This is a genomic window from Nocardia sp. NBC_01329, assembly GCF_035956715.1.
GTDB lineage: Bacteria > Actinomycetota > Actinomycetes > Mycobacteriales > Mycobacteriaceae > Nocardia.
In genome coordinates this window covers 4,017,176-4,032,857 of record NZ_CP108381.1, presented here as the reverse complement: position 1 = coordinate 4,032,857, position 15,682 = coordinate 4,017,176, and the positions used below count along the sequence as shown (strand labels likewise).

Sequence of the window (15,682 nt, the reverse complement as noted above, 5' to 3'; positions counted from 1 at the left end):
AGCGGCGCGGTCTGCGCGTCGGCCCCCGTTACTCGCCGCCCCCGGCAGTGCCGACGGCGGCGAGGGTCGTGTCATCCGACGGCGGTGCCCTCGAGTTCGACCATCTGGCCGGGGATCGCCAAGCGGGTGACCCCGAGCATCGTGGTGGCCGGTGCCACCCCGGAAGCGCCCAGGCGAGCCGCCAGCACGCCGTAGTGCTGGAAGAGCAGGTCGACGTCGGTGGTGTAGACGTTGAGTCGGACGAGGTTCGTGAGGGACATGGTGGCCGCGCCGAGCACCGCCTCCAGGTTGTCGAGGCTCAGCGCCAACTGCGCCGCCATGTCACCGGCATGCCGGGGTTTGCCGTCGCCGCTCATCGCGGTCTGTCCGGAGCAGTACAGGGTCCGGGTATGCCCGGAGACGAGCTCGCCCTGGTTGAATCCCAGCTCCATCGACCACGTCACCGGGTTGACCGCCGTTCGTTCCACTACCACATCAGCTCCATTCGGTTCGTCGAAGTACGGACGCCCATCGGCCGGGTAGCCGAGTTCTATGACGCCGTGGCGGCAAGCCTTCCCGTAAATCACGACACCCTGTGTCGTGTATTCGGGGTAGATTTTTCGCGTGCGGGCCGACCGGTTGGTGGCGATGGTGCTGTTGCTGCGCCAGCGCGGTCGGCTGACCGCGGCCGAGCTGGCCGACGAGCTGGAGGTATCCACCCGCACCGTATTGCGCGATATCGAAGCGTTGTCCGCGGCGGGCATCCCGGTCTTCGCCGAACGCGGCCGATACGGCGGTTTCGCGCTGCTACCCGGATTTCGGACCGAGCTCACCGGACTGAACCACGACGAGGCGCTTGCCCTGCTGGTCGCCGGATCGCGGCGTGGTGCGCAGGCATTCGGCCTCGGCTCGGCGCTTGCTTCGGCGATGCTCAAGGTGGTCGACGCGTTACCCGAGAACTATCGGAATACCGCAGCCGATGTGGCCGAGCGATTGCTCATCGACCCGGAGGCCGATCTGTTGTCGCGCCGGTCGGTCGCCGAGGAGGTGTCCGGCGCCGTACTGGCCGAGGTCCGGCGCGCGGTGCTCGCCGGAAACAAGCTGCGTATCCACTACGCGGCAATCGGCCGGCCCCCGAAGTGGCGCACGGTGGATCCGATCGGCGTGGTCATCGTTCGCGACCGGGGCTACCTGCTGGCCATGCGGGCCGGTGCCGACCGCACTTACCGGCTGTCGCGGGTATCCGCTGCCGAGGAACTCCCCGAACCGGCCCAGCGGCCGGACCGGGTCGATCTGGACCGGGAATGGCAGGAACGCAGCACGCGGTTCCGGACCGGCGGCGACCAGATCGCGGTGCTGGTACGGGTGGACCCGGCGCGGCGGGAGGAGTTGGTGGGTACCGCACTGGCCGTCCGCACCGAGGAACGCGACGCGGACGGCCGGCTGCGGATGGAGGTGACGTTCCAGGACTCGCGACACGCCGAATGGGCACTATGGCAGCTCGCCATGGACGTGGAAGCCCTGGCTCCGCAGTCGTTGCGCACTTGTCTACGCGACCGCGCCGCCGCGATCGCCACCCGATACCAGGACTCACCCGGCGATCGGCGACGGTGACCCGCGAGGTGCAGCCGGGCAGGCAGAGCGCGAGCTCCTCGGCGGCCGCGGCCGACAACGCGCCGAGCGTTGACGGCCGCCTCGGCGATCCCTATACCGCAGAATGGACGAACCGCCCGCGTTTCTTCGCTGTACGCCGTTGCCCGCCTTGTGATTCGATGATCCTCTGTCCGGCGCGGCGGTCTCGCGATCCGGGTGGTGCCGGGTCTGTGGACCCGGTTCGGAACGGGGAGGCGGAAATGGCCAGAACACAGTGGTCACGGCTGGCCGGCGCGGCGGCCGCGGCGATATTGACGATATCGGCGCCGACGGCCTGCTCGGCGGCGAATTCGATACAGCGGGCGACGGATTCGGCGAACCCATGGCAGATCACGGGAGCCACGACCAGCACCGGGCCCAGTGGTCCCCGGGAAGGAGTACCCGACAGCGCTCGGCAGGCCACCAACGGTGACGGCGGTGAAACGGACCGGCTCGCGCTCAACGCGGTCGCCGATATCGAGGAGTTCTGGGCCGAGAACTACTCGGCGACCTTCCCGGGGAAGTTCCGGCCGGTCTCCGAACTCGTGTCCTGGGACGGGAACGCCGCCGAACGCGATTCGGTCGAGTTCTGCGGGATGAGCACCCATGAACTGGTGAACGCCGCCTATTGCGGCACCGACGAGACCATCGGCTGGGATCGTGGGGTGCTGCTGCCGGAACTGGTCGAGCAATTCGGCGAGATGGCCGTGGTGATGGTGCTCGCCCACGAATACGGGCACGCCCTGCAGATAACCGCCGGAATCGCGACCGAGGATTCACCGGGACTGGTCACCGAACAACAGGCCGACTGCCTGGCCGGGGTGTTCCTCCGGCATGTGGCCGAGGGTGACTCCCGCCATTTCGCGCTCAATACCACCGAGGGCCTCAACGGCGTGCTGGGCGCCACGGTCGCGGTGCGTGACCGTGATCCCGGCGATCCGGACAACGTGCACGGCACCGCCTTCGAGCGGGTGACCGCGGTGCAGATGGGCTACACCGACGGCGCCGCGGCCTGCGCCGGGATCGACGAACAGGAGATCGAGGCGCGCCGCGCCGGCCTCCCGGTGACCTTCGAGGAACCGGGCGAGGAGTACCTGCAGTTGGAGATCACCGAGGATTCACTGCGCGATATGGCTGCCGCACTGGCCGATATCCTGCCCGTCGCCGGTTCGCCCGACTACAACTACGACGGTGTGCCCGCCCGCTGCTCGGACGCCGCCTCCACCGTGCCCGTCGCGTATTGCCCGGTCACCGATGTCGTCGGCACCGACGTCGACGCCCTGGCCGAATGGGCGGGAGAAACCGGCACCGAGGACGAACCCCTGTCCGCGATCGTGACCGGAGACTACAACGCGTTCGTCGTCTTCGTCTCCCGCTACACACTCGCGTACCAGAACCATAGACAACTGTCCCTGACCGGCGCCGACAGCGCCGGTCTGCGGACCGCTTGCCTATCGGGCGTGGTGACCACGGCGCTGAGCCGGGAGAACAGCAACCCGAGACTGTCCGCCGGTGATCTGGACGAGGCGGTATCGGGTCTGCTGGCCGACGGGCTGGCGGCCAGCGATGTCAACGGCGAGGTCGTTCCCGAGGGTTATCTGCGGCTGGACGCGTTCCGGCTGGGCGTGCTCGAAGGCGAGAGCGCCTGCCTCGCCGTATACGCGTAGGACCGGCATCCCGAATCCGGTCTCGCGTACCGGGCCGCCGCTCACTTCGCGGCGACCCGCGCGTCCAGCCAGGCGACCACATCGGTGAGTACCTCGTCGCGCTCGGGTTCGTTGAAGATCTCGTGGTACAGCCCGTCGTAACGGCGGACCGTGAGATCGGTGGTGCCGGCGCGCTGTTCGATCCGGTCCGTACTCGCCGGGGCGGCGATGGCGTCACCGGTCCCGTGCAACGCCAGCGTCGGAACCCGTAATCGCGGTAGCCGGTCGAGCACGGTCGCGGCGGCCGTGAGGATCTCGGTCGCGGTGCGTGCGGGTAGCTTCCCGCGGAACACCAGGGGGTCGTTGTCGTAGGCCGCGACCACCTCCGGATCCCGGCTGATCTGTGACGAATCGAGTTTCAGCACACCCAGATTCGGTGCCAGCCGGGTGAGCACCGGCGCCAGCAGTCGCTGTGCCGGATTACCCGCGTCGATGATCAGCGGCGGTGCCGACACCACCACCCCGGCCACGTCCAGCGGCGCCCGGGTGGCCAGATACAGGGTGATCAACGCACCCATGGAATGGCCGATCACGAACGCCGGGACCCCGGGATGCTCCGCACGGGCCAGGTCGAGCAGTGCCGCCACATTGTCCGCCGCGTCGGCGACCGACCCGATGTTGGCGCGGGAACCGGCTGTGGAGGATTCGCCGTGTCCCACATGGTCGAACGCGTACACAGCGAAACCGGCCGCCGCCAGAGTCCGTGCGACGTACTCGTAACGTCCCGAATGCTCGGCCACCCCGTGAACGAGAACGACGACCCCGCGTGCCGGTGTCGCGGGCACCCAGGACCGCCGGCTCAGCCGGTTCCCGCCGTGCTCGAATTCCCCGCGGTCCACTCGTATGTCCTGGTCGCTGGTCATCAGATCCTCCTTCGAAGCCCGTACACGTGTCGGCGGAGGCCGTAGCGAAGGCGGAGGTACCGCCTCATCGCGGCTCCTGCGGCGCTCGGTGAGTTCAGCGGGCCCGTTCCGACTCGGCGAGCGCGGTGACCGGGCGCCGGTTGAAGTCGATCAGCCGAGCGTAGTTCACCCGGGACAAACGCTCGTCGTTTCCGTGGATCCGTTCCAGATCCGCGGCGGTGAGCCGGATGGGGGCGAAATTGCAGCGGGTGGCGGCCAGATCGCCGGAGTGGCGGGAATCGGTGGACATCCCTGCATTCTCCTCGCCCGCGCGACGCTGAGCCCGCACCGTGGCCGGCCGCGCGGATCGGGGCCCGGTCGCCGCGGGTGAGGGGCGGAGTCCGTCCCGTGGCCGGGGCGTGTGGCCCGGGCATTATTCTGGGAGCCATGGCAGCAGGCAAGCCCGACAAAGAGGCGAAGGCCGCGGCGAAAGCCGCGCGCAAAGCACAGTCGAAGGAACGTCGTCAGCAGATCTGGCAGGCGTTCCAGATGCAGCGCAAAGAGGACAAGCTGCTGCTGCCGCTGATGATCGGCGCGGTGGTCGTCACCACCCTGGTGCTGTTCGGGATCGGCTTCCTCTTCGGTGTGCAGTGGTTCCTGCTGCCCCTGGGGCTGCTGCTCGGTCTGCTGTTCGCCTTCATCATCTTCGGCCGCCGGGTGCAGAAGTCGGTCTACGGCAAGGCCGAGGGCCAGGCCGGCGCGGCTGCCTGGGTGCTGGACAACCTGCGGGGCAAATGGCGGGTCAGCAACGGGATCGCCGCCACCACCCAGCTCGACGCCGTCCATCGCGTCATCGGACTGCCCGGCGTCATCTTCGTGGGGGAGGGGTCCCCGCAGCGGCTGCGGTCACTGCTCGCCCAGGAGAAGAAGCGCACCGCCCGTATCGTCGGCGACACCCCCATCTACGACGTGATGATCGGTAACGAGGAGGGACAGGTGCCGCTCAAGGAACTCCAGCGTTATCTCACCAAACTCCCGCGCAATATCGACACGAAACGGATCGATCTGATCGAGGGCCGCCTCAGCGCCCTGAGTTCGCGCGGTGGTCCGGCCATGCCCAAGGGGCCGATGCCGGGTAACGCGAAGATGCGGGGTATGCAGCGCACCATCCGCCGCCGCTGATTCCACGCGGGGCCGGGTCGCTCGATGCCGCAGGAGCCAGCGCACCCGGTCCTGAGCGAAGAGGCGATAGACCAGCAGAGCCGCCGCGGGCAGCAGCGCGAACCGCGGTAGTCCGGCGAACCGCGGTAGTCCGGCGAACCACAGCGCGGCGGCGCCGCCGAACTCGATCGACAGGCGTAGGCCCTTACCGCGGGGTCAGCGGGAACGCACCACCGCGGTCCCCGTCGCGCGATCATGCATACCGCGCCCGTCGGCATCGGTGAACAGTGCGGGAATCACGAAAACCAGCAGCATCTGACGCCCCAGGGCCCGCAGGAATCCGACGGGTGCGTCGGCATCGACACGGATCACCCGGATGCGCAGGAAATACTGCCCCGGGGTGAACCCGAACAGTGTCACCGCCGCGATGCCGATCACGAACCAGAGGAGCAGGTTCACCGACGAGGTCGGCATGCCCTGGGCGATCAGTGCCGAGATCCCGACCGCGATGAACCAATCGACCATCATCGCGACGATCCGGCGAAACATTCCCGGCAGCGATCCGGCGCCCTCGCGTGGCAACCCCAGCTCGGCTCCGGCGTAGTCGTCGGCGCCGCCCGCACCGGGAGCGACGGGAGGTCCGGAGAGCCAAGAGCCGGTGATACGTGCCATGAACCCAGGATAGGCGTACCCTCCGCCTTCGCTCCGGGCCGTGCGCGGACTGCGGATGGGCTTCGCCCAGCTGTGCTCGTCGTGCGTACCCTCCGCCTTCGCTCCGGGCCGTGCGCGGACTGCGGATGGGCTTCGCCCAGCTGTGCTCGTCGTGCGTACCCTCCGCCTTCGCTCCGGGCCGTGCGCGGACTGCGGATGGGCTTCGCCCAGCTGTGCTCGTCGTGCGTACCCTCCGCCTTCGCTGCGGGCCGTGCGCGGACTATGGGTGGGCTTCGCCCAGCTGTGCTTGTCGTGCGTACCCTCCGCCTTCGCTGCCGCGGCGCACGATGCGCGTTCTGGGGGGATATCCGGCGCAACCGCCGGTCGGATGCCCGGACGCAGGCCGCGAGACGAACTCGCTGTTCGTGGCGTGGCCCAAGACACCCCGCCGACACGACGTGTAACACTGGCGAAACACACTCTTGACTGGCGGGAAACACCCTGTCCATAGCGTCGGGTCGCGACGCCCTGCACTCGATACTGGCTGGGAATCTATCCGTAAGGAGAACTAAGTGACGTTCAGCACGGCCGACGAGGTCATCAAGTACATCGCGGACCAGGATGTCGAGTACATCGACATCCGATTCAGCGATCTGCCCGGTGTGCAGCAGCACTTCTCCATCCCGGCGAAGGCCTTCACCGCCGACCTCGCCGAGGAAGGCCTCGCCTTCGACGGTTCCTCGGTGCGGGGCTTCCAGTCCATCGACGAGTCCGACATGCTGCTGCTGCCCGACTACAGCACCGCGCAGCTGGACCCGTTCCGTGCGGCGAAGACGCTCAACCTGAACTTCTTCGTGCACGACCCGTTCACCCGTGAGTCCTACTCGCGCGACCCGCGCAATATCGCCCGCAAGGCCGAGGAGTACCTGCGCTCCACCGGCATCGCCGATACCGCGTACTTCGGCGCCGAGGCCGAGTTCTACATCTTCGACTCGGTCCGCTACGACTCCGGTATGAACGGCGCCTTCTACGAGGTCGAGTCCATCTCCGGCTCCTGGAACACCGGCGCCAAGGTCAATCCGGACGGCAGCCCGAACCGCGGCTACAAGGTCCGTAACAAGGGCGGGTACTTCCCGGTCGCCCCCTACGACCACTACGTCGACCTGCGGGACAAGATCTCCACCAACCTGCAGAACGCCGGGTTCGAGCTCGAGCGCGGCCACCACGAGGTCGGCACCGCCGGCCAGGCCGAGATCAACTACAAGTTCAACACCCTGCTGAGCGCGGCCGACGATCTGCAGCTGTTCAAATACATCGTCAAGAACACCGCGTGGGCCGAGGGCAAAACCGTCACCTTCATGCCGAAGCCGCTCTTCGGTGACAACGGCTCGGGTATGCACGCGCACCAGTCGCTGTGGAAGGACGGCAAGCCGCTCTTCCACGACGAGGCCGGCTACGGCGGCCTGTCGGACCTGGCCCGGCACTACATCGGCGGCATCCTGCACCACGCGCCGTCGCTGCTGGCGTTCACCAACCCCACGGTGAACTCCTACCACCGCCTGGTCCCCGGCTACGAGGCCCCGATCAACCTGGTGTACTCGCAGCGCAACCGCTCCGCCGCCGTCCGCATCCCGGTCACCGGCAACAACCCGAAGGCCAAGCGCATCGAATTCCGCGCGCCGGACTCCTCGGGCAACCCGTACCTGGCCTTCGCCGCCATGCTGATGGCCGGCCTGGACGGCATCAAGAAGAAGATCGAGCCGCTGGCCCCGGTCGACAAGGACCTCTACGAGCTCCCGCCGGAGGAGGCCAAGAACATCCCGCAGGCCCCCACCAGCCTGTCCTCGGTCATCGACCGGCTCGAGGCCGATCACGAGTACCTCACCGAAGGCAATGTCTTCACCGAGGACCTGATCGACACCTGGATCAGCATCAAGCGCGAGCAGGAGATCGCCCCGGTGAATCTGCGGCCGCACCCGTACGAGTTCGAACTCTACTTCGACGTGTAAGCCTGAACTGCGGATTTACCCCTGTTTTCGGCCCACGGTACGCAGTAGAAGGTTTCGAGTCCACCCGCTCGGTGATCACAGAAGCGATCACCCGGCGGGTGGACTCGTCTGCATCGGGCCAGAGGTGGCCGTAGGTGCCGAGAGTGGTCTTCGCGGTCGCGTGACGCATGCGCGCTTGGACGACCTTGATGTCCGCCCCGTTGGCAATCGACAACGACGCCAGATAGTGCCGAAGTTCATGGAAAACGAACTCATCCGGGAGACCGACCACAAGCGGCCGGGTCCGAACAAAGGCCGAACAGGTTCAGTCCCGTCATTCTCCGCCGGATAGTCCGTCTACCTGCACCTTCGGTGCCAGGGGGTTCAGTAAGTGGGGGAAGTGACAGTGAGATTGATGTGTGAGTGGGGAAAGACCACAAGGCGGGGGGAGGGCGCAAGCGCCCCACCGGGAGCAAAAGAACCCGCCTCCATAGCGGCCCAGCGATGCCCAGCAGTCGACCGTCGCGCACTCATAGCTTGTACGCACCACGCGGCAGACGGAGCTTGAACTTACACCGGCGTGATTCAAGGTTGGGCGCCCAAACTTGAATCAGAGGCGCCCCGCTTAAAGTTGCTTATGCACCGCGACCCCGTGGTTCAAGTTTGGGACGCTAATCTTTAACCATGGACTTGGAAGCAATCGGGCAGTCTACGATCGGACAGTTGGTGCCGATCTCGGGTCTTGACCCTCAGACCAAGAACGAATGGTCCTACTGGGCGTACCTACCTGATGACCTTCCGCAAGAGTTGACCATGTCCAGCGCTGCCGTGAATGCCAGCGCCAAGGCCGGCGTGGCCATTGGCCGTCTCGACGAAGCCGTGGCCCAGTTGCCTCGGCCCGAGATCATCGTCCGACCGATCATCCGCCGCGAAGCTCGGAGCACATCTGCCCTTGAGGGGACGTATGCCTCGTTCGAGGAGGTCCTCGAAGCAGACTTCCTCGAACGAGGACAGATGTCGGACGAACAACGCGAGATCCGGAACTACGTCGAAGCGACTGAGTACGCAGTTCAAGACATCACAGGACGCCGGATCACCCGGACGTTTCTCGGGGAGTTGCAGCGGATCATTGTCCGGAACACCAGCGGCGACACCCCGGACACCGGGGACATCCGGCCGCATCAAGTTGCCATCGGCGCTCGGTACCGACCTATCCAAGAGGCGCGATTCGTGCCGTGCCCTCCCGGCGATCAACTTGCTGCAGGGATTGCCGCGTTGTTGGACTGGATCGCCGACCACGACCGATTGCCGATCGTGGCCAGTATGGCTTTAGCGCACTACCAGTTCGAGACGTTGCACCCCTTCGGGGACGGGAACGGCCGTCTGGGCCGCCTTGTCGCAATCTTGCAAGCCATGCAAGCCAAGGAACTCCGGTGGGCCGCCCTCAACATCGCCCCATACTTCGAAACGCGGCGTGCCGAGTACCAAGAGCAACTGCTACGGCTGACGGTGACCGGAGATTTCAACACGTGGATCCGCTTTTTTGCCGACGGTGTCGAGATTGAGGCCCGACAGGGCCTCAGCCAGATCCGAAACCTTCTAAACGTCCGCGACAGGCTCGTGGCGAAGGTGCGGGCCAAGCGAAAAGGCTCCGCGGTCGAAGTCGCGGAATTCCTGATCGGATATCCGATCATCGATGTGAAGACCATAGCTACGCTGACGAACGTCACGGTCCAGGCTGCACATCTCGTCGTAAAGAACCTTGTTGAGGACGGGATCTTGCGGGAGGTCACCGGTAGACGGCAGAGACGGCTGTTCGCCTGCCCGGAAGTGCTGGTCGCACTCGCGGGAACCGGCTAGTCCAACCTCAGTAGCGCCAGTACGCAGTGGGTACGCAGTAGCTTCGTGCGCAGCATCGCTACGCCAACGGTGCCAACGTGGATGTGCAGGTCAGGGCTTTGCCGTCAACGCTGCCGAGAACTGTAGCGAGTCCACCCACTCCGCGATCACTCCACCGATTGCGGTCCGGGTGGACTCGTCTGCGTCCGGCCGCGGCTGTGTCGCGCCGGTCGCCTGTCCCGATCGGGTCGAGCTGGGCCCACCGGTAACGGCTTTCCGGTGATGCGCGACACATAAGCGGCGCGGGCGATGAGATCTCGGCGAGATCGCCGTCTCACCTGCAGAGTCCGTAGTCAGCAAGGAGATCGAAGATGGCGACCACCCCGAAGGGCCCCGCGTCCTACTTCCCGTCCATCGAGGCCACGTACGGGCGCGGTATCGAGGAGTGGACGACAGTCCTGGTCGAGTCGGGGCTGACCGCGCACAAGGAACTCGTCGAATTGTTGAAATCCGAGCACGGTTTCGGGCACGGGCACGCCAACGCGCTCGTGCAGCACCACCTCCACCCGGAGAAATGGGCCGCTGCCTGACCGGATTCGCCCGGGTCCCGGCCGGAGCGTCGACACGCACGAGGGGTGCTGCGGATCGTCCGCATCGTTGTCGGCCGCTCCCACCGGATCGGACCGGATAGCGCCGGATTGTGCACGCCACGTGGCGAGACCGGCTCTGCCGTGAATGCCGGGTCTGCCGCGCAACGGGATTCGATGCGTGGGTGTCTGCGAACCCGGTGATGGCCGAGTGGACCGCGCTCACGACTCCGGCGGGAGTATCGGCGGGCTGAAGACCTCTTCCAGCGGGATGGGTCCGGTGTAGCGGCGGCAATTGCAGCCGACCCATTCGCGCAGGCCGTGTATGCCTCTTCGGGAGAGTTCGGCATGGCATTTGCCGGTCTCGCGGTCGTGCAGTGCGAGGTCGTGCCCGCAGCCGCAGCGTGCGGTGATTTTCGCCCCCGGCCCGCCTCGCCGCCGTGACCCGAATCGGCCGCCTATCCAGCCCATCGCGACGAGGCCGGCGCCGACCGCAAGGCTCAGTGGATCCATGAACGAAGTATACGTATACGCATAGATCGCGGACACCTGAACAGGATCGTGACCCCGGGTCAGCGGTCGGTTTCGTGACCATCTCGATCGAGTCAACACGAATGCGCTGGTGGATCCCCGCGCATACCGTGTGCTGCGAGACCACGCACAGCCGGAATGGCACAGCGCGCTGGAGATGAAGCTGTATCTGCATCGTTTCATCCACCATATCGGGGGTCTGCCGGATTTCTCCGCGTTGAAGTTCACCAAGTACAACCAGTACGAATCGCTGGTGCTGCCGCTGTACCGGTGGTTGCTCGACCGGGGCGTGATCTTCCGGTTCGATACCGAGGTCACCGATATCGATTTCGACCTCGGCGCCGATCGGAAGCAGGCGACGCGGATCCGCTGGGTCGCCGAGGGGCTGCCCGGCGGGGTCGAATTGGGGGATGACGATCTGGTGCTGGCCACCATCGGATCGCTGACCGAGAACTCCTGCAACGGAGACCATCACACCCCGGCGAAACTCGACGAGGGCCCGGCCCCGGCATGGGAGTTGTGGCGGCGCATCGCGGCCAAGGACTCGGCGTTCGGTCATCCCGATGTCTTCGGCGGTCATATTCCGGAGACGAAATGGGAATCGGCGACCGTCACGACTCTCGACGCGCGGATTCCCGAGCATATCCGGCGGATCTGTAAACGGGATCCGTTCAGCGGCCGGGTCGTCACCGGCGGGATCGTCACCGTGCGTGACTCGAGCTGGTTGATGAGCTGGACGGTGAATCGCCAGCCGCATTTCAAACAGCAGCCGGCCGATCAGATCGTGGTGTGGGTGTACTCGCTGTTCGTGGACACCCCGGGCGACTACGTCCGGAAGTCGATGCAGGAGTGTACGGGGGAGGAGATCACCCAGGAATGGCTGTACCACCTGGGTGTGCCCGAGGACGAGATACCCGAACTGGCCGCACGCGCAGCGAAATGCGTTCCGGTGATGATGCCGTATATCACCTCGTTCTTCCTGCGCTACACCCGCACATCCGCGCCCGAGCCGGTGGGCGGTGGTTTGATGACCCCGACGACTTCTCCGGCGTTCATCGAGTAGTCCAGGCGTTGCACGCGGTCGCTGGAGTTGCCTTCGATGGTGTGGATCATTCCGCCGCTGACGGTTTCCACGATTCCGATGTGGTCGGGTGTGCCGTCCCCTTCCCAGTCGAACACGATCAAATCGCCCGGCTGAGCGTCAGCGGGGCTCGGCCTCCGCAGGTCCAATGCTTCGGCGTCGTTCCAGACAGCGGGTACATAGTCGAAGTCGGTCCAGGTGACGTCGTAACCGGCTTCCTTCCACACCCAGCTGGTGAACGCGGCGCACCAGGCGCTGCCGTTGTTGTAGGGCTTACTTCCGAACGCCTCATCGTTTTCCTCGGTCCCGACTTCCTTACCGGCCACGCGCAGGGCCTCGCCGATCGGGTCGGGCGGGTCGGTGATCCGGTAACTGGCCTTACTGGCCGGGGCCGGCCGGTAGGCGTTGCTCGCCGCGGGAACTCCACCATTGTTGTTGTCGTATCCACGCGGGGCATTCGGTACCGATCCAGCTATATCACCGGCATGGGTTTCGATACCGTTCGCCGCGTCTTGGACTTCATCGTGCACGCGGTCGGCTGCGTCCAGTAGAGCCAGTAGCAGACCGATCTCCGCGAGGGGGGACAAACGGTAGACGCCGTCCACGCCTTTCGTCGGGGCGGGTGCGTCCTCCCCGAGCGTGTCCCGCAACTCCAGGACGATCTTGGCGATGTTCCGGTATGTGTTGTTCGAGAGGCTGAACGCGGCGACCTGGGAGTCGTTGATGCTCTTGTTCTCCCGGTCGAGGTTCGCTGTCAGACTCTTCACCTCTTGCTGCCGGTCCGTGTACTTGTCGACCAGGTCGGCCTCGTCGACAGGCTTCTGCAGGTCACTCTCACCGGGCAGCTCTTTGCCTTCGAGCCAGGTGGTGAAATCGGGCGCGTCCTCGGGCTCGCCGGTGGCCAGCAACAGTATCGACCGGTTGATGTGCTCCTCGACGGCATCGATGATGGCGTTCAGACCCCCACTGGCACCATCGGGATGGGGCAGGGGCTTGATCTCGAGCTTTGCGACAGTCGTCGGACTCATCGGAACCCTATTCTCTGCGCCGGCCGTGCTGCCGAGACAACGGATATCGGGTGTCACCGGCTCCGTGCGTTTCCGTCACACCTCAGTGCGTTATAGCACGACCTTCCGGACATTCCCGGCATCGAGAAATGGCCCCGTGAGGCCGCCGGGCCGATCGATCGAGTTCCGGCGGCGGCCGCGGGAGACTTCATCGGCGGGTGAACCGGGAGGTCACCAAGCGCGCGACTAATATCAGGGACCCGACGCAGGAGGCTTCGTGAAACAGCAGGCGCACTTCTTGACGATCGCGACAGCCGATCTCGACGCGGCCCGCCGATTCTATGTCGACGCACTCGGCTGGGAGCCGTTGCTCGACGTACCGGACGAGATCATCTTCTTCCAGATCGCCCCCGGGCTGGTGCTGGGGTTTTTCCATGCGGACAAGTTCAATGCCGATATCTCCGACGGCTCCGACCGCGCACCGGTTTCCGGTCTGACCCTCTCGCACAATGTCGGCAGTCGCGACGAGGTGCGCGATACCGTGAACGCCATGGCCGGCGCGGGCGGTACCGTGCTGAAACAGCCGACCGAAAGCGAGTTCGGCGGGGTGTTCAACGGTCACGTCGCCGACCCCAACGGCGTCGTCTGGGAAATCGCGTACAACCCCGCGTGGCGGATCGACCCGGACGGTTCGGTCGTATTGAGTTGACTGTTGGCCCGTCCGGAACCGCCCGGTAGTCGCGAGTCGCCCGGAATACGGATCGAACCCGGTGCCACGCTCCCGGACCGTAGTCTTCCGGAGACCGCCGGCGCGGCGCACGCAGGCGCCGCCCTGGTCGCGGTGCACCCGGCACGAGAAAGCGGAGTTGTGCACATGGTGTTTCGAGAACGGCCGGGTCCGGCCGCAACTGATATAGCGCCTGTCTACGGGGAACCGTTCGAGACAGCGGACGGTGCGATCGTCATCACGGTCTCGCGCCGCGGCAGCTTTCCCGGTTCGGCGATGCGGCCCGCGGGGATTTTCGTGGTGCGCGACAGTGCGGCCACCTGGGTCCCCGCGGTGGATGTCAACCGGATAGCCCAACTGGGCGAATGGATCGGGTTGCTCGCCGCCGTGATCGCGGCCCTGGCAGTGCTGCGGCGACCGCCCTGGCCGGATCTTTCCTACCGGCGGATCTCATGATCCGGCACCTGGGCCGATTCCGCTGACCCAACGCCGGTCGGCCGCCACTGTACGGTCGGCTCGTCCACGGGAGGCCCCGGGTCGCGCGATCTCACTTCCTGGTCCGCCGCGCCTGGGCGAGTAGGTCGATCGCGCGGGGTCCGATGCCGTGCAGCGGACGGAGTTTCTCCAGTTGTTCGGGTAGATCGCCGAGCGTGCGATATCCCGCGTCGATCAAGGCGCCGGTCGCCGGTCTGCCGATCTTCACGCCGTCGAAAACAGGTCCACGATCGTCGGTGGTCACGCCCGAGAATCTACCCGCCAGTGCTGCCGGAGCGATCGAATCACTGCGCGGAGTCGAAGGTTTCGCCGGGAGGGTGCTCGGTGTATCTCGACAGCCCTGTCCTGCGAGAAGCCGGGGCGCGAAACCCGCCACGCTGGATTTCCGGTATCGCGCGTGGCATTCGCGCTATCGAGGCCGGGCTCGAATAAGCTCCCCGCGAAATGTGCACACCACAGATAATCCGAGACCTCCGCGCGGCCGCGGACGATCTGCCACGTCCCGGTCGGCGTGCGTTTCTCCGTGCCGCGGGTGCGGCTGTCGCCCCTGGGTGCCGTCATCTCCGCGGCGCCGGCACGCGCCGCCGAAGGTGGTGTCGTGGATCTGACCCACGCGCTCAGTGCACGCACCCCGAGGTGGCCCGGGATCCCGCCGTTCTCGATGGTTCCGGTCGCTTGGGAAGCGGTGGGTGGATTCAACCAGAACCTGCTGGCGTACTGGGAGCACACGGGCACGCATGTGGACGCGCCGACGCACCGTCGCGGCACGGAGTCCACCGATGTTCTCGCCGCGCGCGATCTGGTAGCACCGCTGGTGGTGATCGATATCAGCGCCCGGGCCGACGCCGATGTGGATGCGGCGGTGACCGTGGACGATCTCGACGCCTGGGAGTCCCGCTACGGCCGGATTCCGGAGCGGGCCTTCGTGGCGATGTACTCGGGATGGGAACGCCGCCTGGAGGTCCCCGGCGCATTCGTGAACCTCGACGGGCAGGGCACACCACACGCGCCGGGGTTCGCCCCGGAGACCGCTGAGTTCCTGGTGAGCGAACGAGGAATCGTGGGTGCGGGTGTGGACACGCTGAGTCTCGACCGGGCGGCCGACCCGGATTTCGGCGCCCACTCCGCTTTTCTGGACTCCGGTCGCTACGGTGTCGAACTACTCGCCAATCTGGCGTCGGCTCCACCGGCGGGTGCCACCGTGGTCGTCGGCGCGCCCAAACATGTGGGCGGCACCGGCGGACCGTGCCGCGTGCTCGCTCTGACCTGACCCGGACCCCCGCAGATCGGTCAGCGGGCGGTGGCGTGCTGTCCACGAAATCTTCGAGCGATCGACTTCGGTCTTGCGCGACACCGCGGTGGGCTCTATGGTTCATTACATGAGTAGTGAACCACTTGACCGGAGAAGGTGAGTAACCGTGCACGCGGACGGTAAGCCGCTCTTCCTGCAGATCGC

General features: G+C 66.1%; 17 protein-coding genes and 1 pseudogene. 10 read left to right on the top strand and 8 right to left on the bottom strand.

Features of this window, described 5'->3' with window-relative positions; genetic code table 11:
* Positions 1–71 precede the first annotated feature (71 nt).
* Positions 72–467: a RidA family protein gene (locus OG405_RS18395; protein WP_327152392.1), complete on the bottom strand. Its 396-nt coding sequence runs from the start codon at positions 465–467 to the stop codon at positions 72–74.
* A 136-nt stretch (positions 468–603) separates the two neighbouring features.
* On the opposite strand from OG405_RS18395, the gene OG405_RS18390 reads away from it, so the two are divergent.
* Together OG405_RS18390 and OG405_RS18385 are read left to right on the top strand one after the other, a co-directional pair.
* Positions 604–1,593 (top strand): helix-turn-helix transcriptional regulator, encoded by a 990-nt coding sequence (locus tag OG405_RS18390; protein ID WP_327147710.1) that lies wholly within the window; start codon positions 604–606, stop codon positions 1,591–1,593.
* Between the two features lie 239 nt (positions 1,594–1,832).
* Positions 1,833–3,278, top strand: a complete 1,446-nt coding sequence (locus tag OG405_RS18385) for a neutral zinc metallopeptidase (RefSeq protein WP_327147708.1) — start codon at positions 1,833–1,835, stop codon at positions 3,276–3,278.
* 41 nt (positions 3,279–3,319) lie between these two features.
* Here the strand turns inward: OG405_RS18385 and OG405_RS18380 are convergent, their stop codons facing one another.
* Together OG405_RS18380 and OG405_RS18375 are read right to left on the bottom strand one after the other, a co-directional pair.
* Positions 3,320–4,180 (bottom strand): alpha/beta hydrolase, encoded by an 861-nt coding sequence (locus OG405_RS18380; protein WP_327147707.1) that lies wholly within the window; start codon positions 4,178–4,180, stop codon positions 3,320–3,322.
* A gap of 94 nt (positions 4,181–4,274) precedes the next feature.
* Positions 4,275–4,469, bottom strand: coding sequence for a hypothetical protein (locus OG405_RS18375; RefSeq protein ID WP_327147706.1), 195 nt, complete (start codon positions 4,467–4,469; stop codon positions 4,275–4,277).
* Between the two features lie 137 nt (positions 4,470–4,606).
* On the opposite strand from OG405_RS18375, the gene OG405_RS18370 reads away from it, so the two are divergent.
* Positions 4,607–5,341, top strand: a complete 735-nt coding sequence (locus OG405_RS18370; protein ID WP_327147705.1) for a DUF4191 domain-containing protein — start codon at positions 4,607–4,609, stop codon at positions 5,339–5,341.
* Positions 5,342–5,536: 195 nt separating this feature from the next.
* Here OG405_RS18370 and OG405_RS18365 read toward each other — a convergent pair whose 3' ends face one another.
* Positions 5,537–5,992: an RDD family protein gene (locus tag OG405_RS18365; protein WP_327147704.1), complete on the bottom strand. Its 456-nt coding sequence runs from the start codon at positions 5,990–5,992 to the stop codon at positions 5,537–5,539.
* A 551-nt stretch (positions 5,993–6,543) separates the two neighbouring features.
* On the opposite strand from OG405_RS18365, the gene glnA reads away from it, so the two are divergent.
* Positions 6,544–7,980 (top strand): type I glutamate--ammonia ligase, encoded by a 1,437-nt coding sequence (gene glnA / locus OG405_RS18360; protein ID WP_327147703.1) that lies wholly within the window; start codon positions 6,544–6,546, stop codon positions 7,978–7,980.
* On the opposite strand, the gene OG405_RS18355 is transcribed toward glnA, so the two are convergent.
* Positions 7,904–8,251 carry a tyrosine-type recombinase/integrase gene (locus OG405_RS18355; protein WP_327147702.1) on the bottom strand — a complete coding sequence of 116 codons (348 nt, stop codon included), beginning with the start codon at positions 8,249–8,251 and terminating at the stop codon, positions 7,904–7,906. The genes glnA and OG405_RS18355 overlap by 77 nt on opposite strands.
* A 392-nt stretch (positions 8,252–8,643) precedes the next feature.
* Here OG405_RS18355 and OG405_RS18350 point away from each other — a divergent pair, with 392 nt between their 5' ends.
* Positions 8,644–9,819 (top strand): Fic family protein, encoded by a 1,176-nt coding sequence (locus OG405_RS18350; protein ID WP_327147701.1) that lies wholly within the window; start codon positions 8,644–8,646, stop codon positions 9,817–9,819.
* Between the two features lie 350 nt (positions 9,820–10,169).
* Entirely contained in the window at positions 10,170–10,388 is a 219-nt protein-coding gene (locus OG405_RS18345) for a DUF4287 domain-containing protein (RefSeq protein WP_327147700.1), read from the top strand.
* 219 nt (positions 10,389–10,607) lie between these two features.
* Here OG405_RS18345 and OG405_RS18340 read toward each other — a convergent pair whose 3' ends face one another.
* The gene (locus OG405_RS18340; protein WP_327147699.1) at positions 10,608–10,898 is read right to left on the bottom strand and encodes a hypothetical protein; all 291 of its coding nucleotides are present in this window, start codon (positions 10,896–10,898) and stop codon (positions 10,608–10,610) included.
* A 157-nt stretch (positions 10,899–11,055) separates the two neighbouring features.
* Between OG405_RS18340 and OG405_RS18335 the strand changes: the two are divergent.
* Positions 11,056–11,940 (top strand): annotated as a pseudogene (locus OG405_RS18335) (oleate hydratase); the annotation flags it as partial.
* Here the strand turns inward: OG405_RS18335 and OG405_RS18330 are convergent.
* Positions 11,901–13,025 carry a C40 family peptidase gene (locus OG405_RS18330; protein WP_327147698.1) on the bottom strand — a complete coding sequence of 375 codons (1,125 nt, stop codon included), beginning with the start codon at positions 13,023–13,025 and terminating at the stop codon, positions 11,901–11,903. The pseudogene OG405_RS18335 and the gene OG405_RS18330 sit on opposite strands and share 40 nt — an antisense overlap.
* A gap of 256 nt (positions 13,026–13,281) precedes the next feature.
* Here OG405_RS18330 and OG405_RS18325 point away from each other — a divergent pair, with 256 nt between their 5' ends.
* Both OG405_RS18325 and OG405_RS18320 read left to right on the top strand, forming a co-directional pair.
* Positions 13,282–13,713: a VOC family protein gene (locus OG405_RS18325; protein WP_327147697.1), complete on the top strand. Its 432-nt coding sequence runs from the start codon at positions 13,282–13,284 to the stop codon at positions 13,711–13,713.
* Positions 13,714–13,878: 165 nt separating this feature from the next.
* On the top strand, positions 13,879–14,187 hold the full coding sequence (locus tag OG405_RS18320; RefSeq protein WP_327147696.1) for a hypothetical protein: 309 nt from the start codon (positions 13,879–13,881) through the stop codon (positions 14,185–14,187).
* A 91-nt stretch (positions 14,188–14,278) separates the two neighbouring features.
* On the opposite strand, the gene OG405_RS18315 is transcribed toward OG405_RS18320, so the two are convergent.
* Positions 14,279–14,470 (bottom strand): helix-hairpin-helix domain-containing protein, encoded by a 192-nt coding sequence (locus tag OG405_RS18315; RefSeq protein WP_327147695.1) that lies wholly within the window; start codon positions 14,468–14,470, stop codon positions 14,279–14,281.
* A gap of 354 nt (positions 14,471–14,824) precedes the next feature.
* Between OG405_RS18315 and OG405_RS18310 the strand changes: the two genes are divergently transcribed.
* The gene (locus OG405_RS18310) at positions 14,825–15,496 is read left to right on the top strand and encodes a cyclase family protein (protein WP_327147694.1); all 672 of its coding nucleotides are present in this window, start codon (positions 14,825–14,827) and stop codon (positions 15,494–15,496) included.
* Positions 15,497–15,682: the final 186 nt, after the last annotated feature.